The following is a 25003-nucleotide window of genomic DNA, read 5'->3' on the forward strand; positions in this document are numbered from 1 at the left end:
AAAAGGAAGGTTTAATTTGTGTGCGCTAGCCGCGCTGGCTCCTGTCGTGAAGGCGACTTCCTTTTCTCGCCCTCCGCCGGGCAGGCTTTATTTTTTGCCCTCGCCGGGCGGGCCTTCATTTTGCCTTGATGCAAAACGAAGCAAAAGATCAAGGCTTTGAAGCCTCGGTCGCAGGCTGATTGCAAAGCATTCATAGCGCGGATTGCAGCCGCTGTGCTTCCCCAATCCGCTTGTTTGCTGCCGATACGGTCGTTCCCGCACATGCTTTTCGGCTCCCTGCTTCCCGATTCTTCAAGGCCGGTCTCCCTCCGAACGTCCGTTCCGTGCGTCTATCCGTACTAACTCACCGTATCGCTTTTTATGCCACATGGGAGATTCTGCGGGATGCAGTGGGATGCACTACCAGCCGTAGCAGGAGCTCCAAGTGGCGAGTTTTTGGATACTTTTTGCGGTCAAAAAGTATCACGCCCGGCCGGCATGGAGGCCAAAGAGCCCTGTCGCGGCGAACGACGGAAAGCCCTGCGTGCAAAGGCAAAAAGAAAAGCCTCGTGCATCGCAACCATTAAATTAACCTTCCTTTATTTCCGATATCCGACGAAACAACCTCTTTCAAAAGCCAACTGAAAGCCAAGCATCAGCAACGAAGTTCCCGTTTCGGGCTTTACATCTCCAACCACAACCCAGGTAGCAGTTCTCGCATGCGGCATCCAGTCAACAGATGCTGGTTCAGACACCATCAGTACATCGTGTCCCGACAGCGGAGGGATGTCCGTCACAAACTGCAGTGCGTACCGATTTACGGTATAGGTATGCTGGGCTGCGCGAATTTTTTCCGCATCGGCATCCCAGGCAGTAATCCTGCGCTCTGCACTGTCGTAAACCAATAAAAAATCTAACACACCGTAGCCGCATCCCAAATGCAGAAAGCGTCCCTTGAGGGGAAGCTGACGCATCAACTGGTGATAACTGTCTTTGTAAGCATTGAAGGTGGCTTTAACGGTGCGCTGAATATGTCGTGGTTTATAAACAAAGTTGAAATAGAGTTTCTTTCTAAAGTAGTTGGCCGGCTCGTGCTCGTTGCGCAGTGCCCGGAATTCTGCTTTGAAGTAGGACGATATACGTTTCGTCCGTTCGGCATAGCCTTGGCCAAATGAGGAGTCGTCGTGTCTGATTCTGGGCAGGAACTTCATCGTGATTGGTCCGGGCTTGAGCATGTTGTCATTTTTAGGAAGCGCATGTACATTGCCATGCACCAGGAGCGGCAGGATATCCAGTTTGAGTTGTTCTGCTAGGTAAAAAGCACCTTTGTGAAATCGCTGGATGGTGGTGGTCGTCGAACGTGTACCCTCGGGGAAAATAATGATGGAATATCCCTGTTTGACCTTTTTGCGGATTTTCTCCAGGCTACCGGGTTCATTTTCGGAAGCCGGAGGGGCGCCCACCATCCGCATGGCGCGGCCAAAGAAAGGCGAGCGGAACTGCCGGTCGTTCATCATGAAGATTTGTTTGGGATGCAAGAGTCCCACCGTTGGTGTATCCAAAATTGACGTATGGTTGGCAATCAAAATGACGGGCGGATCATAATTAGCAGGTGAGCGGCCGATCACGTGCATGCGGACACCCGGTGTGCGGTACATAAGGTTGTGGAAAAACAGCTGCAAGGCACGATGGAAAACGGCAAACTTCTTCTTCCTGCTGAGCGGCACCACCGCAATGAACAGTTGTGCTAGCAGGCTCAATACCAACCCGCCGAGAAAAAAATAGCCGAAAGTTAGACCCGTGAGAATCAGGTTGACGATGCGCCAGGGCGTATTTCCCCGCTCCTGGGGTTTTGTCAGGAAGATGCGGAAAAGCCAGGGCTGCAAGGAAAACGACATCAATACCACCACCAACAAACCGATCAGTGGAATCACGGAGATGGATCGGATGGCTGGATGTTTGGCAAAGACGAGTATCCCGAAACAAAGCAGGGTGGCAAGGGCAGACATGACAACCCCGGCTTTGTACGCCGCCATATCGCGGCTGCCGTAGGTATATTCTTCCAATAGCCCTTTCGTGACAAAAATGGAATAGTCGACCCCCAATCCGAAAATCAATGTGGTGATAATGATATTGAATGCATTGAATTGAACACCAAAGGCACCCATGAGGCCCAGCGTAACCAACCACCCTAGGAAAATAGGAATATTGGTAAGCAGGGTGATTTCCAGGCTGCCGAAGAATAGAAAAGTGACCACAAAGACGGCAATGGACCCAATAAAAAACAGCGTGTTAAAATCGGCTTCTAAATTGCCAAGTAATTTTTCCTGCAAATGTTTCCGATCGATGGCCAGGATACCGGCCTCTTCATCCGCCAACGACTGGATGGCCGCTGTGGCATTGGTATCATTAATCTTTACGACGCTGGTGATGGTTGTCAGCTTCTCGCGAGTGGCTACAAACTCTTCGAGGAATAGCTCATTCAGCAACCTCTGTCCGGCGGTATCTAAGGGAGAAAACGTACGGGATAGCGTTTCAAAGAATGGTTGAAACGTGGTTTCCTTAAAACCGACATTGTGACCCTCGGTAAGTAGCTGCTGGATCAACCGCTCCTTTTTATTGCCCGACCAAAACTGGTTCCATCGGTCGATTCGTTCCTGTTGTTGCACGGCAGACAGCGCGACGCCTCCCGCCGACTGGAAAGTTTGTATGTTTCCCTGCTCCTCCTGATGCTCCAACTGACGATACAGACGGGCATTCCGGTCGGCAGCTTCGTCATACGTGCTGCCATAGGAGACCAGGTAGATGGATTTTGCTGAGTAATTTGCCAGTGTGTCAAGCCGTCGTTCGGCCAACTTAAGGTGCTCCGGCTCGTAGTTCAACGCCGCAAGGTCATCGTTGAAACCGACCCGCTGATACGTGAAAAGGCTCGCGATGGTGAGTAGGATACCTATACCGAGTATCCATTTGTTCCGACTGAAGTCGTATTGGGCAATGGCATCGATGAATGTATTTTGCCGTACGGAAACACGTTGGGTAGGTGCATAAACCTGCGGGATGAAGATCAACGAAAAGACGGCCGCACCCAACACGCTCACGGCGGAAAAAATGCCCAGATCTCTCAGTACGTCGGAATGCAGGAATACCAGGCAGAGAAAGTCGACCGCGGTAAAAACGGCACACATCAATAGCGGCTTTGCAGTGCTCTCAAACAACTTCCGGATATCCCCGGTGCCACGGTAATGCGTAAGGATGTGGATGGAATAGTCAAGTGTGAGCCCCAGCAGTACCGATCCGATGCCAATTGATATGGCAGAAATGGTGCCTCTCAGCCAGTACAGTACGGCGATTCCGAGAAGGCTTCCGAAGATTGCAGGAAAAAGGACGATCAATGGAATGGTGACACGGCGGTAAAAATAGATAAAGAGGGCAACGAGTAAGACCAATGCGATGGATAGCGTGAGTTGTATATCCCGTTTTATCTGCCGGGCGTTGGCCACTGCAACGGCTGTGGCACCAACGTATTCGGCATGGGCGCGCCCGTTAAACTGTGCGTTAAGCTGTTGGATGGTTTGGTCGAGAATCTGTATAAATTCGGTGTTTTTGGCTGTTTCTCCTGTATTTCCCGATGTCGTGATGAAAGCTAACAGGTTTTTGCGGTTGCGGCCAATCAGGTAACCGTCTTCCAGCGTAAACGGTCCGGTGGATTGCAACCGCTGGAATTTGCGCAATCCCAGAAAGGTCAATCCCAGCGGATCTTGCCTTACCAACGGCGTTGACACCAGGTTTTGCGGACGGGTAATCGTTTGGTAGGCCCGTTGTACACTCACCGCTATAGAATCCGAACTTAAGAGGGAATCAATACGACGGTAGTCGTTTTCATCCATAAAAAGCGGCAGGTTGTTGCTTACCAATTCCAACAGCTCCATGAGTTGATCATCTTCCAACCGGACTTGCAGGCGGGTGATATAGGATGCCGCCTGTTGTTCCATTGCTGCAGCAAACGCATCGGCATATTCCTGTAACGAACGTAGGTCGCCCGCCTTGGGTGTCGAAATGTTGATCACCGTTTTATCGGCAAATTTGACGGATTGCAATACCTCTGTAATGTATCCGGTACCGTCATCGGCAGGAATGAGCTTGGTAATATCCTCTTCAAACCGGATGCGGCTAGCCCAGTAAGCAAGTAAGACGAAGACCAATGGAGTGACGAGAAAGAAGATCCACCGGCGGTCTTTCAGGAAACGGTATATGGAATAAAAAAAGGTAGCCAATACAGTATTTTTGAGCTACAAAGTTAGCAGATTTTCATTTTTTTCATTTTCTTTAGCTTCTATTTCTGCCCGACCGGATGTTCAGTAGCAGGTAAGACAGGATCCCGGCCACTGCGGCCGCAGAAATACCCAGCACGAAACTACCTGCCACGTATTCCGCAAGGTGTTGCTGGATGTAGGGACGATAGGTGTCAAATTGCTGCCAGTTGAACGAGGAAACTGCCTCGGATTGTCCCCATACAAATGTGCCGATGGACAAGCAAGCGTATACGATAAATGGGATAAGTGGTGGAATACTGACGTTCGAAAACGCAAAAGCAATCAGTTTGTTAAGGCGGAGTACCCAAGCCAGAAACAACACAATGACGGTCTGAAATCCCCAGAAAGGGGAGAGCCCGATCAGTACCCCCAATGCGACGGAAAGCGACTTTTTGAGGGGAGTATCCTCACTGTGTAACAGATCTTCAAAAAAGAAACGCTTAAATCCCTTTTCTTTGAAGGTGCGGAAGTAATTGCGTGGACGGATGTACAACAACGTGACCAGTACAAGCCAGGTATTGAGTAGGCTGATACGGGTGAAGTCGCGGAAGGGCCGGAAGTGCGAAACCCGTTCATCGGGGTCATAGAGCACACGTACTGGTACGTTGCGTATCGGGATGCCGCGCCAGGCAGCCTTAACGATCACCTCGATCTCAAATTCAAATTTTGTGGTGTAAAACCGGATATCACGGATTTCCCCGAGCGGATAAAGCCGAAAACCCGATTGGGTGTCTGAAAGGGGAATTCCGGTTTCGAACCGGAACCAGAAGTTGGAAAACCGATTGCCAAAACTGCTTTTTCCCGGAATGCCGTCCTGATTCATATTTCGGTCGCCAATCAGCAAAGCCATTCCATTTTTTTCTATTTCCTGGACAAACGTAGGGATGTCATCCGGAAAATGCTGCCCGTCAGAATCCAGGGTAATCGCATAATCATATCCCTGTGCAAGTGCTTCCCCGAATCCCTTACGCAATGCATTCCCCTTTCCCCTGTTGGTTGGCAGGTCAATGCGGGTCAATGTAGAATACCGCGATAGGATATTGTGGGTTGCATCTGTGCTTCCGTCGTTTATCACAATCAGGTGCGGCGTATGGGTAAGCACGCTATCTATGACCCGGGATAGGGTTTTTGCATTGTTGTAGGTGGGAATGATTACACAAGCATTGATAGCTGCTAGTACGTCGTTGTGGGTCATTTAGGTTGATTCATTCCTTTGAAAACTCTTCGAAGTAGCCATGGATCATGGCTTTGAGGCCTTCGTCGTTAAGCGAAGGTAGTGCCTGCTTCACAAATTGCCGGTCTTCTTCGATGTGTTGGTTGTACTTTAAAAACCGGGGAAGGTGTTCCTGTACGCTGAGCCGGATCAGTCGGATTTCAGCGTTATCCGGATCATCCGCTACCGCTTGTTCAATCCATTGTGCAGCTTCCTTTATTTTCGGTCCACGGTCGGCCAGTTTCTCATACCTTGCCAACAGCATCAGGCCTGATCCCTTATAGGCTACTAAAACAGGTTTGTCTGTTTGGGTTACGTCTTTCAGCGGCTCGTAAAAGGCTTCCGCCTGCTCTTTTGATTGGGTGGCATCTTTATAAAGAAGCCGTATGTTTGTTAGATCCTGACCATGCGCACCCAACCAAGTGCTTAATACCATTAAAAGAGCGATCACTTTTCTCATAACTCAATCTTAAAGCGTTTCCTTTTGGAAGACACCGCTGAACTTGAGTGCCACGGTGTTTTCAAACGACGTGGTGCTTTTGACTGAAAGCAGCCCGTCATCTTCCTCAACATCCAAGGTTACCTGAATGTTTGGATGCTCGGTTGGATTGATGATCGCCATGAATTTTACATTGCGTGCTTTTTTCAATGTCAAGGTGTGGTCTGCCCATTTTTCAGCAAGCTCTTTGATGATCTGCATCATACACACGCCCGGTGTAACGGGCCGGTTTGGAAAATGCCCCTTAAATACCGGATGGTCCTTGTTGATCACAATGGAGGCCGACACTTTCTGGTCTTGTGCAGAAAATGATTGGATGGTATAGAAGTCGTGTAAAAGCGACATAGCGAGCAAAAGTAAAAAATTATGGGAACTATTTGGCTACGAACTTATCCTCCGGTATGGATGTGTTTTTGCGCTGGTTTGCAAAATCCAATAGGGTGTAGTCAGCCGAAGGATCGACTATTTTGACCTGCTTTACTAAAAAAGAGGAACCGTCAATCGTCAATTCGATCTGCTTGATGTATTTATTGAGCGCCTTTTCTTTGGGAACCAACACCGCTGCGTATCCCTTGCTGTTTTTGTAATAGGCGATGTAGAAGCGCATTTCATCAAAGAAATTTCCCTGTTGTACGGTTTCCGTCAACAACTCGTTTAATGCATTGAACCGCCGGTTTGCCGCAAGATCCGTTTGCGAAGTCTTGCCGCTTTCATTGCGCGTATACATCTTGTTGTCGTTGAAAATAACCGTATAGGGGGTGGGGTTGATGTATTCCCACCGGATTTTCCCGGGATTTTTGAAGTAAAGTTTGCCGGAAGATTGTACCGCATTTTCCAGGTAGCTTAAATGTTTGGTCTGCGTGAAGTTGCTTTCCAGCGATTGCAGCGTTTTCGCATTGGCTGCAGTTTTCTCTTTTAACGCGTTAATTTCGGGGGCCGTTAGTGCCTGTTGCCCAAACACCGTTATGCTTACCAAAAACAGTACGAATCCTATGACACTAATCTTGCGTATATGCATGTTGTCGGATTAATTTTTCCACAGTCACCATAGTAAACTTCCGCTTCTTAAATTCAGGCAACAACTGTTCCAAAACCGGAACAATCCGCTCATGCGTATCGTGGAGCAGGATGATATCGCCCGGTTTGGTTTTTTTTAGAATGGTGCGTACGATTCGTTCCGGTGTACGGTTAAGGGTATCGTAGGGGCGTATCCGCCACCCGATAACGGTATGCCCCGTTTCGTTGATGGCACGAGCCAGATGGGGGGTAGTCACCCCAAAAGGGGGGCGGAAAAACCGGGGCTGTTTTCCGAGGGTTTGTTCGATAGCGTCGTCTGTTTGCTGGATTTCGGTTACCCATTTCGCATGGGTATGAAAATCTATGGTAGAAGCATGGGTAAAAGAGTGGTTACCCACCACATGGCCGTGCTGCTGCAATTCTTTTATCAAATGCGGATATTGAGTTACGTGTTTGCCAATGCAGAAAAAAGTGGCCGGAATCCCGTGTTTCTCCAGTTGTCCAAGTACCTGCTTTGTATACACAGGGTGGGGGCCATCGTCAAACGTGAGGGCGATTTGGAGGGTTGCTGAATCTGCGCGGTGGACGGCCTTCAGGAAAAAATTCCATTGAATGTTAAAGGCACCCAACGCCAGTATAGCAAGTGCTATCCCTAATAATCCGATGACTAACCCAATCATTTTTCGACCAAAATCACACTATGATTCTGCCCACGGCGTTGCGTGTAGATCAATATCCGTTGCAACGTGCGGGATGATACTTCATTCAATAATAAGGTTTGAGGGATGTGTTGGTGCTGAAAAATTCCCAGCACCAGAAAAAGAGCCGCTGCAACTACCGTGTCGTACTCACCCAGCGTATGCTTGAAAGCGACCTGCGGTAAATCCGCAAATAAGGTGTCTCCCAAGGTACGATAGATTCCGTCGTAACGGGCATCGCCATTGCAACCCAGCATAACCGCATCCAGTGCATCCGTGCTTACCCCATTTCGTTGCAGGAATTCCGCAATGAATGCAGGTGGATTATCCACTTCGAGCCGTGTTTCTACCGCTAGCACCTTTCCAAGGGTCTGGTAACTCTGTTGCTGTGAGGCGATAAAAAAAATGGCACCTTCGGCGGCGATTTCTCCGGGAGTACGATCATCCAACGGGGTAGGGATTTCCGCTCCTTCGTGCTTTAAATAGCCGGCGATATCCCAGAACTGCGGTGTCCGCTCGCCTAATTCATCCACACCCCCCAACAGAACTGTCTCCGTGGGGTGCTCTGCCAGATAGATCAGGGAATCCAGAAGGGCCGATTCAAACGAATTGGCATTGTTCACATAGGTCATGTTATATCCCTTGCATCCCAATGACAATGCGAGAGCCGCCGCAGCCATATTGTGCGTAGATTGGATGAATGGCGTGGGATTCAGCGATGACCCTTCTTCGGCTCGCAGGTGTTCGACAAAGCGTTCCGAATCACGCAGGCATCCGAGGCCGCTGCCGGTGATCACCGCGTCTATAGACGTAATACCGGCTTCTTGCATGGCAAGCCGGGAAGCGAAGAGGGCCATCCGCATGCTTTTGTTCATACGCCTGAGCTGCAATGCGGGAATGAACGCTTTATAATCCGGATCCAACGCAGGGACGGGGTTCTGTGCATAGGATGTTAGCGCATCAAAGAAATAGCCTGCCTCAAATGTGGGCTGGATGGAAATACAGCCACTGCCATGTATGTAAATCGGCTTAATCATGGTCTTTAGAAAATAAGAGGGTACTGCAGTTTCCACCGAATCCGAAGGAATTGGATAGCACATGGGCTATTTTCTTTTCCCTTAATTCAGTTTGCGGAATAATTCCGAGGGACGCAATGGGCTGTGAAAAATTCAGGTTCGGAAAAACTACCTGATGCTGTAGGGCCAGGAGGGAAAAAACGGCTTCGATTGCTCCGGCGGCAGCTAATGTGTGGCCGGTGAAGGCCTTGGTCGAGCTGAAAGTCGGAAGTGCGGATGCCGATCCGTATATTCGTAATAACGCATTCCCCTCTGCGAGGTCGTTGTTCGGTGTAGCCGTACCATGTGCATTGACGTAGTCGATATCAGTGGGATTCAAACGTGCGGTTTCGAGGGCTTTTCGCATCGCAAGGTAAGCGCCCTCGCCGTTGTCTGAAGAGGCGGTTTGGTGGAACGCGTCGTTGGCATTACCATACCCTGTCAAATAGGCAATGGGCGACTTGCCACGTCGTTTAGCTACCTCAGCAGCTTCCAATACTAAATACGCTGCGGCTTCTCCTAAGTTCAAGCCATTGCGGTTTTCGTCGAATGGCCGGCAATGGCTGTCCGTATAGATCATCAGGGAGTTAAATCCATTGATGGTAAACCGGGAAAGGCAGTCTGTACCACCTACGAGGACACGGTCTAACAGACCTGCCCGGATCATCCGTGCCCCCAGCATAATGGCATTGGCGGCGGAGGAACAGGCCGTGCTGATGGTGGTCACAAAATCGGATATACCTAGGTATCTTCCCATCTGTTCAGCGGCATAGCCACAGGGGTGTGTCTGGATAAATGGCTGATGTTTCTCTGATATGAGGTAGTCATCGTAGTATTGTTCGGTGGCATCCATGCCACCCACAGTGGTGGCAGAAATCAATCCCGTCCGGTATCCGTCTCCCGGTTGAAAAGCAGCAGCTTCCATTGCTTCTTTGGCGGCCAGTAACGCCAATAGCGTGCTACGCGTGCAGGCGACCTCCGGGGAAAGATGCAGGCGGTCATACAGCTCGGCATTGCCAATGGGTATTTCCCCTACCAATAGTCGCCCCCGGTGGTAGGTATCCAGCTGTGTGATGGGGCCAATGCCGTGCTTTGACGCTACGAGCGACCGGAAATTTTCAGTTACATGGTTTCCGATGGCGGAGATAGCCCCCATTCCGGTTATAGCGATCGGGGCGGTAGGAATCATTTGCGGTTTGCCTCAATGAAATCGGCCATCGTCTGGACGGTCTCAAATACTTTTCGGCCTTCTTTGGGGTCCGATAGCTTGATGCCGTAACTTTTATCGAGCATCACGATGAGTTCCAGTGCATCGATGGAGTCCAATCCCAATCCATCGCCAAATAAGGGCGTATGGTCATCCAGGTCGTCCACGGTAAGGTCTTCCAGGTTCAGTTGGGTAATGATTTTTGCTTTCAGCTCTTGTGTCAATTCACTCATGTTCGTTATATATTCGTTTCAACTGCGCAACGGTATGCGGTACGCTACCCGACTTACCGATGTAATATAGCAATAAATCACATGTATGCCCGCTTATTTCCGTCCATCCACTAATCGCGTTTGCTAACTTTTTGTCGTCCAGTGCCGCTTGGGTATACGGGACGAGAAACTCCGGCGAATAGCGGTCAAAAATAAAGAAAACATTCTCGCTATGCAATTGATGCCGGATGCTGATTTCGCCGAGTGCAATATTCGGCAATGTGTAGACAAAGGTAGCCGGACTGGCCGTCGCATTTTCTGTATTGAAAATGCCCAATGCATGCTTATTGTCAGAAAGGTAACTGGAAGAACGATTGGAAAAAATAAGGGCCGTGTCGCTTGGGTAAGGGCCTGAATCCCGGGTCATGAGCTCAGTCGCGATGAAAATGGCCTTACACAGGCCGTCCATCTTATGAAATTTCGGATAATCGATATCCAACTGGCGATAAGCGGATTTAAGAAAATCGGCCAATGTTGTGGAAGAATCCATTTTCAACCAGGTCGTTCCGTTCAATGCGATGGAACGATCGCGGATCGTGCAGTAAGACTGGATATAGTGGGAAGGAACGTCCATGTGATTACACTTTTTCAAAAATCATAGCGATGTTGCAACCCCCGAACCCCGATGCGGTTTTCAGGAAGGTACCCAGGGGGCGTTCGGTTGGCTGAGTGATGAGGTTCAGCGGCTTACTCGTACCCGTATGCTGGAAGCCGAGCGAAGGAATCAGCCGATTGGCCCTGAGGGAGTGTATGCCCAAAATGGTTTCCAGCAGGCCACTGGCTCCGAGCGTATGGCCGTAGTAGGCCTTAAGGCTATGCAACGGTGTGTCCGATAAACCGGCACGGTGCAGGGCGATGGCCTCCATCTCATCGTTGTAAACTGTTGCCGTACCATGCGCCGAAATAAAATCAAGCATGGGCTCCCCGGCCAGTTGCATGGCTTCCCGGATGCTTCGGTACAATCCTTCTCCCGTGCGTGAGGGACCGGAGATGTGGTTGGCGTCGTTGAATGACGCCGCCGCCTTGATCCGGACCGCATCGTCCGTGGCTTTTTTGGTTACGTATGCCGCAGCGATTGCCTCGCCGAGATTCAGGCCGTTTCGGTCGCGGTCAAACGGTCGGCAGCGACCATCGGACAAGGCCTGGAATGCTTCGAAGCCCGAAACAATAAATTTCGAAATCTCATCGCCACCTACCACCAGTGCCTGATCATAGGTATCGCTGTATTGCAGGAGCTGCCGGGCTACCGACAAAGCCAACGCACCTGAAATACATGCATTCGAAATCGTAATCGGGGCATTGGCGAATCCGAAGTAGTGTTGGATTGCGTGAGCCATTTCCGCGAGGTATATGCGGTTTTCGGGAAACTGTGCCTCCGGATTGTGCAGCAGGGATACATTCCCCTTGGTAGTGGATAACAATACCAGCGTGCGCCTATCAACGGGAATGCTGTGGGCGTCTATCAGCTGTTGGATGGCCAGGATAAACAGCGTTTCGAGACGTGTGTAGCCTGATGCATTCCGGATTTTTCCGATCCATTGGTGATCGGCTATGCGGGCGGCATGGATGCGATGGTCGGCGAGCGTCGCATCATCAACCGGAGCAATTGCCGTCTCCCCCGTCAGCAGTTGCTCAAAATTCAACTTGCTTCCCATGCCCAGGGGGGAAATGATGCAATCACCGGAAATAAAGACATCCGTTTTCATAGCAATCCGTGCTGTGCTTTCCAATCTTCAAAAAAAGGTGGATTGGTGAGCATGAGCTCGCCGTTGGTATCCGTAAATACCTGAATGGTCTCCCCGGTTGCAATGATCCGTTTGGAGGCGTCATATATGGTATACCGAAACGTCATCTTTGCAGCGGGGCTGTTGATAAAGGTGGTCTCCACCGTCGCCCAATCGCCGTGACGCAGCGGCGATTTGTATTCGCAGGTACATTTGACCACCGGAGCCAGAAAACCATTGCGCTGTATATGCTGGTAGGAAATACCGAACGCCTCTCCGAATGCTTCGCGACCGTCTTCGAAATACGTGATATAGTGCCCGTGCCACACAATGCCCAGTGGGTCGGTCTCGTTAAACCGTACACGGAAGCGGGTGGTATGCTGAAGTGGAGAATGCATCAGTGCGTTTGATGTTTTTTATCATAAAATATAGCAGCAATCAGGGTAATCACAAAAAACAGCAAAAGATACCCTAACGGACGGGCGATATCGGTTGCCGTACCATTGCGAAGGATGACATCGTAAAAGGCCGATATGCCCCAGTTCATGGGTGAAAATGCCGATACCTTTTGCATGACCTCCGGCATGATAAAGGTGGGTACCCATACGCCGCCAAGTGCTGCAAGGATAATCACAAATATAGCGCCGAACGGCGCGGACTGCTCTTGGGTTTCGGCTAGGGTGCCGATAAGGATACCCAGTCCGATGGCTGCTAACCCGGCTACGAACGCAATCAGCACCATCAAGGGAAGCTGTGCGCCCGGATCAAACTCAATCAATCCAATGAGTGGGAAAATATACTTGGCGATAAGCAGCATCAACGCAAATTGGATTAGGCAGATGACCGTATAGGTGACGATTTTGCCTCCAAGGATAATGGCATAGGAAACCGGACTGGTACGCAGCCGGATGTAGGTACCCAGGTTTTTTTCCTTGACCAGGTTGATGCCCAGTGGAACCACGATGAAGAAGATGCCAAACAGAATCCATGCCGGGACATTGTGTTGCACCGCATTGGGAATGATGCCGTCTTTGCCTTTTTGCGCAATGATCTCATTAAAAGCGATGATCTCGTCGTTCAGCAGGCCGGGATCTTCGGTCAGCTCCATTTGATCAATGAATACGTCGTAAATTTTCTGTACTTCTACCTTGGAAAGCATCCGCTCGATATTGCTTTTGACACCATTCCGGAACGTCTGTCCGGCCGCCGGATCAAAGTAGATGTTGATCTCCTTGGTCTTCCATTTTTTTTGGGGTTGTTGGCCGGTAGTGGCTATACTGTCATTTCCGGTCAGGGCAAATTCCCCCAATATTTTATCGACGTTGTGGTTTACCTTGTCATTCAACTCGTCGCTGATGCCTGCCGGAATAACCAGTGCAATCTGGTATTCGCCGCCGCTCACCAAATCCCGTGCCCGGTTGTCGTCAATAGGCTGCCCGGCTATTTCGGTGATCAGCTGTACATTGGGAGCCTCAGCAAGATTCTTAGCCACCAGCTTGCCGATCTCGCCCTGGTCTTCGTCGACCAACACAATCGGCAGTGTAGATTCGCCCACGGCTTTGAACGTGCTTTCCTGAATGAGTGTGATCGTAATGATCAATACCGAAGGCATGAAAAACAGGATGGCCAATCCGCCCCAGTCACGTAGCAAGAGCAATACTTCTTTGTAGGCCGATACGAACAATTTACGCATAGTCCCTAAGTTGGCTTCCCGTAAGATGGATAAAGACATTTTCCAAGGTGGATGCCCCCGATACAGATTCGATCAGCTGCTGCGGCTTGCCCTCAACGACGATACTTCCTTCGTCAATGATCGCGATCTTGGTACAAAAATGCTGCGCTTCGTTGAGGTGGTGCGAGCTGTATATAATCGTTGTTCCCTGTTCGTTGAGTTCATGCAGCAATGCCATGATCACTTCTTTCGAATGTACGTCTACACCCACCGTGGGTTCATCCAGGAAGAGTACATTCGGCCGGTGCAGGATACCTGCCAATAGATTGACCCGCCGCTGCATGCCACCGGAAAATGTTTTGATGGGCTTCCCCGCAAAGTCTGTCAGGCCAACACGTTCCAGTCCGTGGGCAATGTCTTGTTTTAATCGGGCGGCCGGGAGTCCGTACAGGCTACCAAAGTAGTAAAGGTTTTCCGTCGCCGTCAGGGTAGGGTACAAGGCGTATTCCTGGGGTACGACACCGATTTGCCGTTGTATCTCCCGCCTATGCTGCCGATAATTGAGGTTTTTGAACCACAACTCCCCCGATGTGGGTTTAATCATTCCACACAAGGTGGAAATCAATGTAGTCTTGCCGGCTCCATTGGGGCCGAGTAAACCAAAAATCTCCCCCCCTGCGATAGAAAGTGATAAATCTTTCAATGCATACCGGTCGCTTCCCGCATATCGTTTGGACAGTTGGTGTACACGGATGATTTCCTCCATGGGACGAAAATAAGGAAAGTTGTTGAATTAGCCGCTAAACATCCTTTTTCAATCTCGTAAAGAACTGCTTTTCCCGTTCGGCAAGGCTCAGCAATTGGTCGGAGAGCTTTTCATAGACGTCGCTGCCGGATTTGCGGTTTTTGTAAATGCGTGAGATGTCCAGCGCGAAATCACGCCATGCATCGCCAATGGAAGTCATCTCCTCAGACCGCTGGATCAGTGCTGGATTATTAAGTAACGTACCCGCCTCCTGAAGGAAAGCGGCGTAAATAAAGCGGAACCCACCGCCTCCCGTACCGATTTCCTCCTGCATACGCACGAGCTGGCCCAGGTAATGGTTGGTCTTTTTAATCCCGATGGATGCGGGCCATTTGCGGATGTTTTTAGCTACCCATTTCATTGCCTGAACACCGATAATGGGAACAGGAGCCAGCATGTCGTTACAGGTCTGACGGATTCCCTTTTTAATAGCCTTCTCCAGATCGAAACTGGTGGGTAGCCGTTCCAGGTAATAGAGGTGCCCTTTGGGAGGAAGTGCCCCCTTGGCAAAACGCACGCGTTGCAGTTCGTCTTCCGTCAACCGGGTGGTATAGTCCATCACCGGGTCGCTGATGAGGTATTCTCCGGCTTCTTTGCCGTACACAACCAGGTTGTGGGCATTGAAATGGAAACGGTATTCATCCGGGAAATAGGTAAGATGATAGACGCCTACTTGCAAACCCACCGGAATGCCCTGCGCCAATTTCTCATCCAGTACAGCTTTTGCCTTTTCGGGAGATGAAAAGCGTTGGTGTTTGACACCGATCCCGAGTCGTTTAGCCAATTTCTTGAAAATATTTCCGGGCATTGGCCGGTAGCTGAAACCCGGAGCAAAATTGACCTTTATGAAGGGAAGGTAGACGAAGAATAGACCGCTGCCGATCCCAAAAGCCATCGGCTCGGAGATGTGGACGCCGCGGTGGTTCAATAAATTCGAAATGACTCCATTTTCACAATGGGCAGATTGACGGTGTTCAAAATGGATATCCATGTGTCGTATTAGCAGAGACCGGATGTTAACTGTTCAACGGTGATACCGAATACATCGGCATATTTTCGGAGCGTCTTTTCCTTCAATTTCCGGAAGCGTGTTGGATGAAGATGCCGTTTGACGAACCAGCGATGTATCCCTACATAGCTGGCCAACAGCGGAATGTCCATCCGATTGAGTTCCATGAAATAGGCGATTGGACTCAGTTGTCCGGCGATGACCGCAGTTTTTGTAGCAGCGATTCGCTCCTCAATCAGTTCAAGCGATTCGTTGAGGGCCAATGTCTTGACTTCCCAGCCACGGCTGGGGACTGTTGTATAGCGGCCGTTTTCATCAACGGCATAGCAGAGCTCATGGACATTTTTCTTAGCCAGGCTCCCTTCGTCTTGAGGCACTTCGTCTTTTTTCACTCGAAAATAATTATCTCACTGATCCTTGGTTTGCAGCAACATTTTCATGGATGCTAGCAAGGCCGTCTCCCCATTCACCGAAACCCGGCCCTGAATGTTGCAAATTTTCAAAAAATCTGAGGTAAAAACAAGTTCGGTGTGCGTGCAGGTCAGTAATTGGTCGCCTACTTTGGGCAGTTTTTGAACTTCCAGCTCAAGAATGGTGCTGATAACACCCAGGTTGTCTTTTTCTTTATCCCACAGTACTTCATTTGGCCGAATGAAAAAATAATTCAGGAAGATGAAGCTGGTCTGAGCAAGGTTTTCCAGCATTCCCATCTCAGACAGCGCTCCATCCTGTACAAATACGCAGTCGGGGCGCACCCCGAAGCAGGTCTCCGTTTTGAAGCCGTCTACCGTCACCACGCGATCAACCATAACCATGGGTGGCCGATGGGGGATGAGTTCTTCAATATCCGGGAATGAGGTGTGCTTATTCAAGGTCTTTGGCTATAACGGTTCGCATTTCTCCGGTGGCGATAATCTGTTCGTGCAACTTGACTTCCCCACGTACCAGCGTCACACCAAACAGGCGCTGCAGGATTAGAAGGCTGGTACGAAGCTCGTCACCGGCACGGGGCAACCTGATGATTTCAAAATCCTTAATGGATCCGATATAGCCAACAGGAGGATCTTCCCCCCGCAAAAAATAGTCATATCCCTGGTGCAGGGCGATGGTTTGGGCAAAATGTTCAATAACTCCAGCCTCCGTCAAAAAACCGTCGCGGTTTACCAATACATGTTCTTTGGGTATTTTAAAACCGGAAACCAGGTGGTCATCTGCGTATTCGATGAGCGTATCAACCAATACGAATGGAGGTTGTTGCGGGATCAATTTACCGATTGCCTCTTGTGATGAAACCAGGCTCATATCATTAGGTTACTTCCAACAGTGCGTAAACATAAGAAAATCTTCCGCTTTCCGGTACAGACAGCAGTATTTTTTCTCCACGTCGAAGTGTTTTCGTGTTGAAAAGTTCTTCCAATTGAATGTAACTGGATGCCGACCCCACATTACCGATTTTATGCAGGTTGATGAACCACTTTTCTTCGGGTATATCGACGCCAGCTTTGACAAAAGCTTCCGATAAACGGTCTTTGAAAAAATAAGACGAGATGTGCGGAAGAAAATAGTCGATATCGCGCACATCCACCCGGCGTCGGTGCAACACTTCTTGTATGCTTTGTACGCCCTTGGGAATGATCTGCGCTTCAAGTAGCTTAATGTCCTGTTTGATCGCAAAGATGGAAGAGGAAAGCCATTCATCCGGGGAAGCGTCGCTCCAGGGTAACAGTTTCCCATCGATCTTGGTAGCGCCTGCGTACATGCAGGTCTCCAGTTCGTTGGCATAGGAGATGCCGTCGATCCAGTGAATGGCCAGCGAGTTTCCTCGTGAAAGGGGCTGGTCGCCCAGCAGCATAGCCGCGGCGCCGTCAGACAACATCCAACGGAGGAAGTCCTTTTCAAAAGCGATGATGGGATTCTGTTCAAGCGCGACAAGCCGTTCCGATTCGTTGATAAACTTATCAGCGCGCAACCAGGAAGAAACCCGCTCGGATCCGGTGCAGACCGCTTGTTTAGCACCTCCGGTAGCGAGGGCCATATACGCGTATTTAAGCGCATTGATGCCCGATGTACAGATGCCCGAAGCGGAGTTAAGTTCCATCGGTTTGTTTTTCCACAATCCGTGTACCATACTCGCATGCGAGGGCAGCAATTGATCGGGAGTGGAGGTGCCGCATGAGAGCATATCGATTTCCTTTTTATCCACGCCGGTTTGTTCCATCAATTGGTTGATCGCCTGCAAGGTAAGTTCCGCATTGTTGTGCGTAGGTTGCCCATCTGTTCCAATGGCATAATAACGCGATGTAATCCGGTTGTTGCGCAGTACGATGGAACGCGCCCGGGATGGAAGGCCGTTTACCAAACCCAGTACCTGCTCCATACGGTCATTGGAAACGGGGTCATTTGGTAAGAACTTCGCTATCGCATTAATGTATACCTTTGGCATTACCTGGGCTTTTTAAATTGAACCGACTGATAGTATTTTGTCTCCTTCCTAACGAGGGAAAGGAAGGGCAAATGTAGTATTAAAAATAATAAAGTCACGATCGGAGCAAGCACCCATATGGCAAAAAGCAGATAATAGTTGAAGGCTTTGAGCCAAGGTTTGCGTGATTCAGCTTGGGGAAGGCCTTTGCTGCGGATGAGTTTTGCCCACTTGGCGAACATCGAATTGGCCCGTTTGTCGGTAAAAACCAGTACCGGTTTGATCCGGACGGCCTCCTGTTCCACCCACTCGGATTGCAACGTGGTGTAATCGCCGCTTCGGAGGTGCGGTAACAGTGAGGTGCCGAATTTCCGGGATTCATGGATGTCTCTCTCCGAAACCCCCGGCTTGGGAAATAGCCCTAAATAAGAATCTTTCCGGCCTTTCATCATCCAATGGACGATGGTGATCACACTGATGTGGTTGAGATGTCGGTCTACCAGTGCAACGTTCCCTACGTGGTTGGCATGGAGTTCATACAACGCTTTCTTAACTTTTTCCTGCGCCATTACCCACATGTTACGGCAGTTAATAACCGTAACCACCGGTTTGCCACTTAGCAACACCTTGGCTTCATCGCTTTTCAAAAACGAGTTAAACGGAATGGAAGGCGAGAGGTACCATACCTGATACCCCAGGACGATGAGATCGTAATCTTCCTGGAGAATCTGTTGGTCAATGGGCTCCAGTGCGCAGGGAATTTGCAGGAACGATTCCGGAAATGCATCGAAAAAAGAAAAACTACCCCAAGGGAAAGGATAATCGGCAACCGGCCGTATTCGATGGAAGGAAAGCTCCACTCCCGGATCTTCCGCCAGCGGCGCCAACAAATTATCCAGGATTTCCTTTTGCTGCCCCGTTTGGGTGTAGTATACGACTAAGACTTTTTTCATTTTCACGTAAAGGTCGACAAGTTACCTCGTACTTCGTACCTATTTCATCTTCTTTAGGCTTTCCAAAAATCGTAATAATTAAACCATTGCAAAGGATATTTTGCTAAAATTTGTTCGATGCTTTGCGTAAAGGCTTGCAGCAGGGCCTGTGCATCGCGGTGGTTGAACACCGCCTTGCGCGCGTACAAGTGATAGTGCCTATTCCGTTCGCGCATCACGTAAACAAAAAGTACGGGAGTGCTGAGCCTTGAGCTGATCAGAAAGGGGCCCGCTGGAAAACGCGCCGGCTGACCCAGAAGTTCCGCGGTCAATGTTTTGCTTCCATCCACGAAACGGTCGCCTGTGAAACAGATGATTTCCTTTTTTTCAATGACCTGATTGATGGCAAAAACATGCGACAGATCATCCTTAACCACGATAAAACCCGTTTTGGGGGTAGCCATGATGCTGGAAAGGTACGATTTGATGGCCCGCTGTTCCTCGTCGGTCGTCACCAGATGGATCTGTTTGTCAAATTCGCCCATAAAATATTGGGATACCTCGAAATTCCCCACATGGGCGCTGATGAGGATACCGGCACTGTTATCTTTAGCCAGTTGCCGGATGTGATCGATACCGTCAAATTCATAGGTGTATTTGTGTTCCAGTCCTGCGGTAATTGCAACCTTGTCAATGATGGTTTGCCCGAATACGAAGTAGTTACGGTAGGTATTTATGAGGCTTTGGATCACCGGGTTATGGCGGTGATGACGGAAATACCGATAGATAGCCCGGGTTTGCCGAGGCGAAAAGATTACGTAGTAAAAAGAAACAAATACGAGCAGTAAATAGGCAACATTTATTCCTGCGTGCTTAATCAGGAAAATGAATATTCGGTAACCGGAAACCGTTCCCTTCGACTTTCCTTCCCATTCAGCCATTGGTCTTGATTAGGCGATGGCATGCAGTTTACTGCCGATCAAATCATAGAGGTCGTTGAATGTTTGGACGTTGGTAAAATCCTTGCTTTCCAGCTTAATGCCAAAATTCGATTCGATAATGACAACCAAATCCACATAGTCCAAACTATCCAGATCGAGCGAATCCTTTAAGTTCGCTTCCGGCTGGATAACTTCCGACTCCACCTCAAATTCCTCCGTTAAAAACGTATTGGTGATATCAATGATCTCGTCCCTGCTCATGGCTAATGCTGCGCTATTACAGTTTTTTTACAATTAAAGCGGAGTTTGTCCCGCCGAATCCAAAAGAATTCGACAAAAATACATTAAAATTTTGGTTTATCGTATTTTTTACCAAACTCAGATTCCTGGCAGTTTCGTCCACTTCTTCCAGATTGATATTGGGAGCAATGAATCCATGCTGGGCCATAATCAGTGAGTAAACCACTTCGCTGGTTCCCGCCATCCAGCATTCATGCCCAGTCATTGACTTGGTAGAGCTGACAAAAGGGGCAGAGCCGAATAATTGGGTTAAGGCACGGGCTTCGTTGGCATCGCCCATGGGGGTGGAGGTAGCATGGGCGTTGATGTATTCAATGTCATCCGGGGCGAGGCCTGCTTGCCGCAAGGCCATTTCCATCGCCTGTATAGGTCCTTCCACATTGGGCGTAGAGATGTGGTCGCCATTCGACGAAAATCCATAGCTCAATACTTCCGCCAGGATAGGTGCACCCCGCCGCACCGCCGATTCGTATTCTTCAAGCACCAGGGTGGCGGCTCCTCGGCCCGGTACCAGTCCATTGCGGCTTTTATCAAAAGGGCGCGACGCCTTGGTAGGCTCGTCTTCGCGGTCCGAAAATACCCCCAGGCCGTCAAAACTGGCCATGGCGTACTTGTTGGTTTCCTGTGCACCGCCGCAGATGATACAATCCTGTAATCCCTGTTTGATAAACAGATAGGCGAGGCCAATGGCGTGTGAGCCGCTGGCGCATGCTGCACTGATGGTCATGTTGATGCCGCGCACGCGATAGATGGTGGAAAGGTTCATCGTAACCGACGAGTTCATCGACTTAAAGATGGCACCTGAACCCACCAACGTGGTGTCTCTCTTTTGCCGTACGATATCGATGGATTCCATTACCGCTTGGGATACACTGTCGTTGCCGTATACCAGGCCAATGATCTGTTTGTCAAATAATGTCTCGTCAATATTGGCGTTTTGAAGTGCCTCACGGGTGGCCACATAGGCATATTCACTTTCCTCCCCCATGCTGATGCGTTGCCTGCGGGAGAGCACTTTGGCCAGATCCGGTTTTTCAACGAAACCGGTAAGTGCCGACCGGTATCCGAATTCTTTCCGCTCGGGTGAGAAAACAATGCCTGAACGGCCCAAATAGAGCGATTCCTTCACTTCGGCCAGGTTCTTGCCCAGTGATGAATAAATACCCATTCCCGTAATAACTACACGCCGATCCATTCAAGAATAAATTCCGCCGTTGATGTGGATTATTTCTCCCGTAATGTACGAAGCTTTCCTGGACGCAAGAAAGCTTACCAAATCCGCAACTTCCTCGGCTTTCCCAAAACGATTTAAAGGTATTAATTTTTTTAGTTCTTTTTCATCCAATGCGCTGGTCATGTCCGTTTCAATGAAACCCGGAGCCACGGCGTTGACAGTGATGTTGCGTTTGGCCACTTCCTGTGCAAGTGCCTTGGTAGCGCCGATAAGGCCCGCTTTGGCCGCCGAGTAATTCGTCTGTCCGGCTGTGCCCTTGGCACCCGATACCGAGGCGACATTGATAATGCGCCCATAGCGATGGCGGAGCAGGTCCTGGATCAGAAATTTGGTGACGTTATAAAATCCGTTCAGGCTGGTCTGCACCACTTGGTTCCAATCGTCGTTCTCCATCCACATAAAAAGCCCATCGCGTGTAATGCCAGCGTTGTTAACAATCACTTCAATCAGGTCATCGGGATGTTGGCTTTTCCAATGGGCAAGTTGCTCATGGGTTTCCACTTGGTTACTCACATCAAAGCGTATTATTTCGGCTTCACCTCCATTTGCGGCAATGAGTTCCCTTGTTTCCTCCGCAGCTTTGGCGTTTGACTGGTAGTTAATTAATACCGGATAGTTCAGGTCGTGGGCCAATGCGATACAAATGGCTCTCCCGATACCCCGCGAACCTCCGGTTACCAATGCATAGTTTCTGCGTTCCATCAATTCGCTTTTTCGAAAGGCTCCGCATTGTCAAACCACTCATTGCCGAGTACCTGGCCCTTGGTGTCGATAAATCCCCATTTTCCCTTGTGCTTCACCCGGGCTAAACCGTTGATGAATCCCTTGTCTTCACCGCTGGTTAGGAAACCGATGAGTGCAACAGAGATGCCGTATTCGGCCGGGATGACCAATTCACCGGATTTGTCGATGAACCCCCATTCCTTGCCCACTTTCACAGGGGCCAAACCATCTGAACTGAACACCTCCGCGTCGGGATATTCAGGTTGAATCGCCAGTTCGCCCTGTGCATTGACATACCCCCACTTCTTGTCGAGGTATACCGGTGCCAAGCCATTGCGAAACGCTCTTGCTTTTTCAAACTGAGGTTCGATAGCCCATTCTCCCTGCGTATTGATGAAACCCAGTTTGTCATCTTTCCGCGCATATGTTAGGGTTTCGCCTTCCAAAAACGGCCATATTTTGGTGGCATCCTTCACGTGTTTGAACGTGTCGTCCGCAGTGATAATGCCGAATGCCGTGCCTTTGCGGGCTACAAACACCCCGTTACCCGAGATGTCGATCTCATCGTATTCGGGTGTAATCACAGTCTTTCCCGTGGTGGAGATGACTCCCCATTTATTACCCTGCTTTACCTTGGCAAATCCATGCTCAAAGGGTTTAATTTCCGTATAGAGAGGTTTTAATACCACATTTCCTTTGGTATCCATCAGGCCTATCAGATCGCTCTCCCGTAAAAAAGCCAGTCCATTGCTGTCAAAGTCATACAGCTTATCCGAATGAGGCAATTCTACCGGTTGACCACTTTTGTCGATATATAGCCACTTCTTCTCTTTAGCTACGACAGCTATTCCACTGTTGAATGCTTTGGCGTTGTCAAATTGGGGCTCGATGACAATGTCTCCCGAGGGATTGATGTAACCCCACTTCCCATCGATGAATACCGGAGCCAGACCATTGGAAAACGATCCTGCTTTTTCATAGGCTGGGGCAATGACCAGTTTCCCTTGGGTATTGAGGTAACCGATTTTTTTATCTTTCTTGACGAGAGCCAATTCTTGAGCCTGCGTAAGTGAAACTGCTAGTCCCAACAAACAGCTAAGGAATACTTTCATAGCTTTAGATTTTTAGTGAATCAATTCATTCGAAATAATCATTCATTACTTGTTTGCTTTCATGGTATTCATGAATGCTTTGCAATTATTGATATCATATTAGTTTCTTAACGGCATCAATGAGATCGCTACGCTAAGTTTGTTCTTAATGGCCTCATGGAACCTACATTTTCATCAACACGTTTGCCATTAGCGGTGATGAAACCCGTAAAGCCGTAGGCGAGCGGGTTTCATCGCCTTTTGAGTCAGGCGCTGACCTGTCAGGTTTCATGTGTTTTTACATGATCCTTAAGGGCGGTTAAATAGGGTGATAGTACCATATCCTCTTTAAAGATAGGAACAATCGACCGGATATCTGTATAAACTTTTTTACTTTTTGACGAAAGAAGGGACTCGCATGCCAGTGCTTCCACAGCCTGTATAAGCGTAAGCAGTTGGATAGCCAGCACCTCATATGCGTTGTCGATTACCTTTTTGGTAAGCCAGGCTGAATTGGTCCCCATGCTGACGATATCCTGGTTGTCTTTGTTGTTCGGGATGCTGTGCGTATAAATCGGCGTAGCCAGGGTTTGGTTTTCTGCGGTGGTAGATGTAGCCGTAAACTGGGCGCCCTGCATGCCAAAATTCAGCCCCAGTTTTCCCAGGTTGACAAATGAAGGCAATATTTCATTCAGTGATGAATTGAGGAGGTAATTCAGTTGCCGCTCCATCAACAGGGTTAACTTCGTGATGGCAATGCGGAGTTTGTCCATTTCAAAGGCAACGTAGTCACCGTGGAAATTGCCGCCATGATATACCGTTTCTGAAGCCACATCGATGATGGGATTGTCATTTGCCGAGTTGACCTCTTCGATGAGCGTATGGGTGCAATGTTGCAATGCATCCCATATAGGACCCAGTATTTGCGGCACGCAGCGGATGGAATAATATTCCTGCAATTTATCCTTAAAGATGCTTTCTTCAACTTTTCGGCTGTACAGGTGTTCGTCGCGTTTGCGGATCAGTTGGCTGTCGGCAATGATTTCCCGCATGCGTGCAGCCACTTGTTGCTGCCCTTGGTGTTTTTTTACACCATTCAACGTTTCGGAAAGATGGTCATCGTAGGCGCGTACCAATTCATTCATCAATGCCGAACAGGCGATGGACCAGTTCAGTAACCTTCTGCCATAGATAGCATTGACGATGCCGATACCCGTCATAACCGAAGTGCCGTTGATGAGCGCTAGTCCCTCGCGTATATGCACCTGCATGGGCTGTAGCCCCTCGTTGGCCAGTGCCATTGCTGCGGGTGTCTGCTTTCCCTGATAGATCACGTTTCCCTCGCCGATCATGTTCAGTGCCAGGTGCGCCAGTTGTACCAGATCGCCGCTTGCTCCTACGCCCCCATGTTGGTAGATCACGGGGAAAATATCGCGGTTTAATAACTCTTTCATCAACTCTACCACGCTGGGGTGTACACCTGAGTAACCTAGCGACAACGTATGTAAACGGGCTAATAATGCAGATTTTGCATAGATGGGGTCCAAAATGTCGCCCATCCCGGCTGCATGGCTTCGGATCAGGTTGTATTGCAGTTGGATTTGATCACCTTCGTTGATCCGGTATTGGGCCATTGGGCCGAATCCCGTATTGACACCGTAAATAATCTTATCTTTGGCAAATTGTTTTAGAAAGGTGTGACTTTGGTTCACTTTATCCGAAACATGCTGAGGCAAAACAACTTTTTGGCCTTCAAACAGCACGCTGTAAAAATCTGCCAACGTGATCGGATTCGTCAGTTCTATCATGTATTTAGCAACGCATAAAAATAAGCGGATGCAAACTTAGGTAAATTGACGTTGATATCCAACTGACAAAGAATCTGGATTTACCCAAA

General features: G+C 49.3%; 26 protein-coding genes. All 26 read right to left on the reverse strand.

Annotated elements, in window-relative coordinates:
- Positions 1 to 578 precede the first annotated feature (578 nt).
- Positions 579 to 4253 carry a 1-acyl-sn-glycerol-3-phosphate acyltransferase gene (locus IEX60_RS02670; RefSeq protein ID WP_188747077.1) on the reverse strand — a complete coding sequence of 1225 codons (3675 nt, stop codon included), beginning with the start codon at positions 4251 to 4253 and terminating at the stop codon, positions 579 to 581.
- 52 nt (positions 4254 to 4305) lie between these two features.
- Positions 4306 to 5487, reverse strand: coding sequence for a DUF2062 domain-containing protein (locus tag IEX60_RS02675; protein WP_188747080.1), 1182 nt, complete (start codon positions 5485 to 5487; stop codon positions 4306 to 4308).
- Positions 5488 to 5497: 10 nt separating this feature from the next.
- Positions 5498 to 5965 (reverse strand): hypothetical protein, encoded by a 468-nt coding sequence (locus tag IEX60_RS02680; RefSeq protein WP_188747082.1) that lies wholly within the window; start codon positions 5963 to 5965, stop codon positions 5498 to 5500.
- A gap of 9 nt (positions 5966 to 5974) precedes the next feature.
- Positions 5975 to 6349: an ApeI family dehydratase gene (locus tag IEX60_RS02685; protein WP_188747084.1), complete on the reverse strand. Its 375-nt coding sequence runs from the start codon at positions 6347 to 6349 to the stop codon at positions 5975 to 5977.
- Positions 6350 to 6377: 28 nt separating this feature from the next.
- On the reverse strand, positions 6378 to 7022 hold the full coding sequence (lolA2, locus tag IEX60_RS02690) for a flexirubin biosynthesis/transport protein LolA2 (protein ID WP_188747086.1): 645 nt from the start codon (positions 7020 to 7022) through the stop codon (positions 6378 to 6380).
- The gene (locus IEX60_RS02695) at positions 7003 to 7701 is read right to left on the reverse strand and encodes a polysaccharide deacetylase family protein (protein WP_188747088.1); all 699 of its coding nucleotides are present in this window, start codon (positions 7699 to 7701) and stop codon (positions 7003 to 7005) included. The genes lolA2 and IEX60_RS02695 overlap by 20 nt, the downstream gene beginning before the upstream one ends.
- Positions 7698 to 8756 (reverse strand): beta-ketoacyl synthase chain length factor, encoded by a 1059-nt coding sequence (locus tag IEX60_RS02700; protein WP_188747090.1) that lies wholly within the window; start codon positions 8754 to 8756, stop codon positions 7698 to 7700. The genes IEX60_RS02695 and IEX60_RS02700 overlap by 4 nt, the downstream gene beginning before the upstream one ends.
- Entirely contained in the window at positions 8749 to 9963 is a 1215-nt protein-coding gene (locus IEX60_RS02705; RefSeq protein ID WP_188747093.1) for a beta-ketoacyl-[acyl-carrier-protein] synthase family protein, read from the reverse strand. Before IEX60_RS02705 ends, IEX60_RS02700 begins: the two co-directional genes overlap by 8 nt.
- Complete coding sequence (locus IEX60_RS02710) at positions 9960 to 10214, reverse strand: phosphopantetheine-binding protein (protein ID WP_090625203.1); 255 nt, start codon at positions 10212 to 10214, stop codon at positions 9960 to 9962. The genes IEX60_RS02705 and IEX60_RS02710 overlap by 4 nt, the downstream gene beginning before the upstream one ends.
- Positions 10207 to 10827, reverse strand: a complete 621-nt coding sequence (locus IEX60_RS02715; protein ID WP_188747095.1) for a 3-oxoacyl-ACP synthase — start codon at positions 10825 to 10827, stop codon at positions 10207 to 10209. Before IEX60_RS02715 ends, IEX60_RS02710 begins: the two co-directional genes overlap by 8 nt.
- Before the next feature lie 4 nt (positions 10828 to 10831).
- Positions 10832 to 11959 (reverse strand): beta-ketoacyl-[acyl-carrier-protein] synthase family protein, encoded by a 1128-nt coding sequence (locus IEX60_RS02720; protein WP_188747097.1) that lies wholly within the window; start codon positions 11957 to 11959, stop codon positions 10832 to 10834.
- Positions 11956 to 12375, reverse strand: a complete 420-nt coding sequence (locus IEX60_RS02725) for an acyl-CoA thioesterase (protein ID WP_188747099.1) — start codon at positions 12373 to 12375, stop codon at positions 11956 to 11958. The genes IEX60_RS02720 and IEX60_RS02725 overlap by 4 nt, the downstream gene beginning before the upstream one ends.
- Positions 12375 to 13670 (reverse strand): ABC transporter permease, encoded by a 1296-nt coding sequence (locus tag IEX60_RS02730; RefSeq protein ID WP_188747102.1) that lies wholly within the window; start codon positions 13668 to 13670, stop codon positions 12375 to 12377. The genes IEX60_RS02725 and IEX60_RS02730 overlap by 1 nt, the downstream gene beginning before the upstream one ends.
- Positions 13663 to 14415 carry an ABC transporter ATP-binding protein gene (locus IEX60_RS02735; RefSeq protein WP_188747105.1) on the reverse strand — a complete coding sequence of 251 codons (753 nt, stop codon included), beginning with the start codon at positions 14413 to 14415 and terminating at the stop codon, positions 13663 to 13665. The genes IEX60_RS02730 and IEX60_RS02735 overlap by 8 nt, the downstream gene beginning before the upstream one ends.
- 34 nt (positions 14416 to 14449) lie before the next feature.
- Positions 14450 to 15445 carry a BtrH-related acyltransferase DarH gene (gene darH / locus IEX60_RS02740; RefSeq protein ID WP_188747107.1) on the reverse strand — a complete coding sequence of 332 codons (996 nt, stop codon included), beginning with the start codon at positions 15443 to 15445 and terminating at the stop codon, positions 14450 to 14452.
- Positions 15446 to 15453: 8 nt separating this feature from the next.
- Positions 15454 to 15855, reverse strand: coding sequence for a flexirubin biosynthesis protein DarG (DarG, locus tag IEX60_RS02745; protein ID WP_188747109.1), 402 nt, complete (start codon positions 15853 to 15855; stop codon positions 15454 to 15456).
- 15 nt (positions 15856 to 15870) lie between these two features.
- Complete coding sequence (locus tag IEX60_RS02750; protein ID WP_188747111.1) at positions 15871 to 16335, reverse strand: ApeP family dehydratase; 465 nt, start codon at positions 16333 to 16335, stop codon at positions 15871 to 15873.
- On the reverse strand, positions 16328 to 16765 hold the full coding sequence (locus tag IEX60_RS02755; RefSeq protein ID WP_188747113.1) for a hotdog family protein: 438 nt from the start codon (positions 16763 to 16765) through the stop codon (positions 16328 to 16330). The genes IEX60_RS02750 and IEX60_RS02755 overlap by 8 nt, the downstream gene beginning before the upstream one ends.
- 4 nt (positions 16766 to 16769) lie before the next feature.
- Positions 16770 to 17906 carry a dialkylresorcinol biosynthesis protein DarB gene (gene darB / locus IEX60_RS02760; protein ID WP_188747115.1) on the reverse strand — a complete coding sequence of 379 codons (1137 nt, stop codon included), beginning with the start codon at positions 17904 to 17906 and terminating at the stop codon, positions 16770 to 16772.
- Positions 17906 to 18838, reverse strand: a complete 933-nt coding sequence (locus IEX60_RS02765; RefSeq protein WP_188747117.1) for an NADPH-dependent FMN reductase family protein — start codon at positions 18836 to 18838, stop codon at positions 17906 to 17908. Before IEX60_RS02765 ends, darB begins: the two co-directional genes overlap by 1 nt.
- A 53-nt stretch (positions 18839 to 18891) precedes the next feature.
- The gene (locus IEX60_RS02770) at positions 18892 to 19758 is read right to left on the reverse strand and encodes a lysophospholipid acyltransferase family protein (protein WP_188747119.1); all 867 of its coding nucleotides are present in this window, start codon (positions 19756 to 19758) and stop codon (positions 18892 to 18894) included.
- Between the two features lie 9 nt (positions 19759 to 19767).
- Positions 19768 to 20019 carry an acyl carrier protein gene (locus IEX60_RS02775; protein ID WP_188747121.1) on the reverse strand — a complete coding sequence of 84 codons (252 nt, stop codon included), beginning with the start codon at positions 20017 to 20019 and terminating at the stop codon, positions 19768 to 19770.
- 16 nt (positions 20020 to 20035) lie between these two features.
- Positions 20036 to 21253 (reverse strand): beta-ketoacyl-[acyl-carrier-protein] synthase family protein, encoded by a 1218-nt coding sequence (locus IEX60_RS02780; RefSeq protein WP_188747122.1) that lies wholly within the window; start codon positions 21251 to 21253, stop codon positions 20036 to 20038.
- Positions 21254 to 21994, reverse strand: a complete 741-nt coding sequence (flxB, locus tag IEX60_RS02785) for a flexirubin biosynthesis SDR family reductase FlxB (RefSeq protein WP_188747124.1) — start codon at positions 21992 to 21994, stop codon at positions 21254 to 21256.
- Positions 21994 to 23127: a WG repeat-containing protein gene (locus IEX60_RS02790; RefSeq protein ID WP_188747127.1), complete on the reverse strand. Its 1134-nt coding sequence runs from the start codon at positions 23125 to 23127 to the stop codon at positions 21994 to 21996. The genes flxB and IEX60_RS02790 overlap by 1 nt, the downstream gene beginning before the upstream one ends.
- A gap of 260 nt (positions 23128 to 23387) precedes the next feature.
- The gene (flxA, locus tag IEX60_RS02795; protein ID WP_188747129.1) at positions 23388 to 24914 is read right to left on the reverse strand and encodes a flexirubin biosynthesis tyrosine ammonia-lyase FlxA; all 1527 of its coding nucleotides are present in this window, start codon (positions 24912 to 24914) and stop codon (positions 23388 to 23390) included.
- Positions 24915 to 25003 lie beyond the last annotated feature (89 nt).

Source organism: Parapedobacter defluvii (assembly GCF_014642075.1).
GTDB lineage: Bacteria > Bacteroidota > Bacteroidia > Sphingobacteriales > Sphingobacteriaceae > Parapedobacter > Parapedobacter defluvii.

What these genes read in the sequence shown, in the direction of transcription:
- IEX60_RS02770 (WP_188747119.1), bottom strand. Translation starts at nt 19,758, where the DNA reads ATGGCTGAATGGGAAGGAAAGTCGAAGGGAACGGTTTCCGGTTACCGA.
- IEX60_RS02685 (WP_188747084.1), bottom strand. Translation starts at nt 6,349, where the DNA reads ATGTCGCTTTTACACGACTTCTATACCATCCAATCATTTTCTGCACAA.
- IEX60_RS02775 (WP_188747121.1), bottom strand. Translation starts at nt 20,019, where the DNA reads ATGAGCAGGGACGAGATCATTGATATCACCAATACGTTTTTAACGGAG.
- IEX60_RS02725 (WP_188747099.1), bottom strand. Translation starts at nt 12,375, where the DNA reads ATGCATTCTCCACTTCAGCATACCACCCGCTTCCGTGTACGGTTTAAC.
- IEX60_RS02720 (WP_188747097.1), bottom strand. Translation starts at nt 11,959, where the DNA reads ATGAAAACGGATGTCTTTATTTCCGGTGATTGCATCATTTCCCCCCTG.
- lolA2 (WP_188747086.1), bottom strand. Translation starts at nt 7,022, where the DNA reads ATGCATATACGCAAGATTAGTGTCATAGGATTCGTACTGTTTTTGGTA.
- IEX60_RS02735 (WP_188747105.1), bottom strand. Translation starts at nt 14,415, where the DNA reads ATGGAGGAAATCATCCGTGTACACCAACTGTCCAAACGATATGCGGGA.
- IEX60_RS02695 (WP_188747088.1), bottom strand. Translation starts at nt 7,701, where the DNA reads ATGATTGGGTTAGTCATCGGATTATTAGGGATAGCACTTGCTATACTG.
- darH (WP_188747107.1), bottom strand. Translation starts at nt 15,445, where the DNA reads ATGGATATCCATTTTGAACACCGTCAATCTGCCCATTGTGAAAATGGA.
- flxA (WP_188747129.1), bottom strand. Translation starts at nt 24,914, where the DNA reads ATGATAGAACTGACGAATCCGATCACGTTGGCAGATTTTTACAGCGTG.
- IEX60_RS02675 (WP_188747080.1), bottom strand. Translation starts at nt 5,487, where the DNA reads ATGACCCACAACGACGTACTAGCAGCTATCAATGCTTGTGTAATCATT.
- IEX60_RS02680 (WP_188747082.1), bottom strand. Translation starts at nt 5,965, where the DNA reads ATGAGAAAAGTGATCGCTCTTTTAATGGTATTAAGCACTTGGTTGGGT.
- IEX60_RS02780 (WP_188747122.1), bottom strand. Translation starts at nt 21,253, where the DNA reads ATGGATCGGCGTGTAGTTATTACGGGAATGGGTATTTATTCATCACTG.
- IEX60_RS02710 (WP_090625203.1), bottom strand. Translation starts at nt 10,214, where the DNA reads ATGAGTGAATTGACACAAGAGCTGAAAGCAAAAATCATTACCCAACTG.
- IEX60_RS02755 (WP_188747113.1), bottom strand. Translation starts at nt 16,765, where the DNA reads ATGAGCCTGGTTTCATCACAAGAGGCAATCGGTAAATTGATCCCGCAA.
- IEX60_RS02715 (WP_188747095.1), bottom strand. Translation starts at nt 10,827, where the DNA reads ATGGACGTTCCTTCCCACTATATCCAGTCTTACTGCACGATCCGCGAT.
- flxB (WP_188747124.1), bottom strand. Translation starts at nt 21,994, where the DNA reads ATGGAACGCAGAAACTATGCATTGGTAACCGGAGGTTCGCGGGGTATC.
- IEX60_RS02700 (WP_188747090.1), bottom strand. Translation starts at nt 8,756, where the DNA reads ATGATTAAGCCGATTTACATACATGGCAGTGGCTGTATTTCCATCCAG.
- IEX60_RS02705 (WP_188747093.1), bottom strand. Translation starts at nt 9,963, where the DNA reads ATGATTCCTACCGCCCCGATCGCTATAACCGGAATGGGGGCTATCTCC.
- darB (WP_188747115.1), bottom strand. Translation starts at nt 17,906, where the DNA reads ATGCCAAAGGTATACATTAATGCGATAGCGAAGTTCTTACCAAATGAC.
- IEX60_RS02765 (WP_188747117.1), bottom strand. Translation starts at nt 18,838, where the DNA reads ATGAAAAAAGTCTTAGTCGTATACTACACCCAAACGGGGCAGCAAAAG.
- IEX60_RS02790 (WP_188747127.1), bottom strand. Translation starts at nt 23,127, where the DNA reads ATGAAAGTATTCCTTAGCTGTTTGTTGGGACTAGCAGTTTCACTTACG.
- IEX60_RS02730 (WP_188747102.1), bottom strand. Translation starts at nt 13,670, where the DNA reads ATGCGTAAATTGTTCGTATCGGCCTACAAAGAAGTATTGCTCTTGCTA.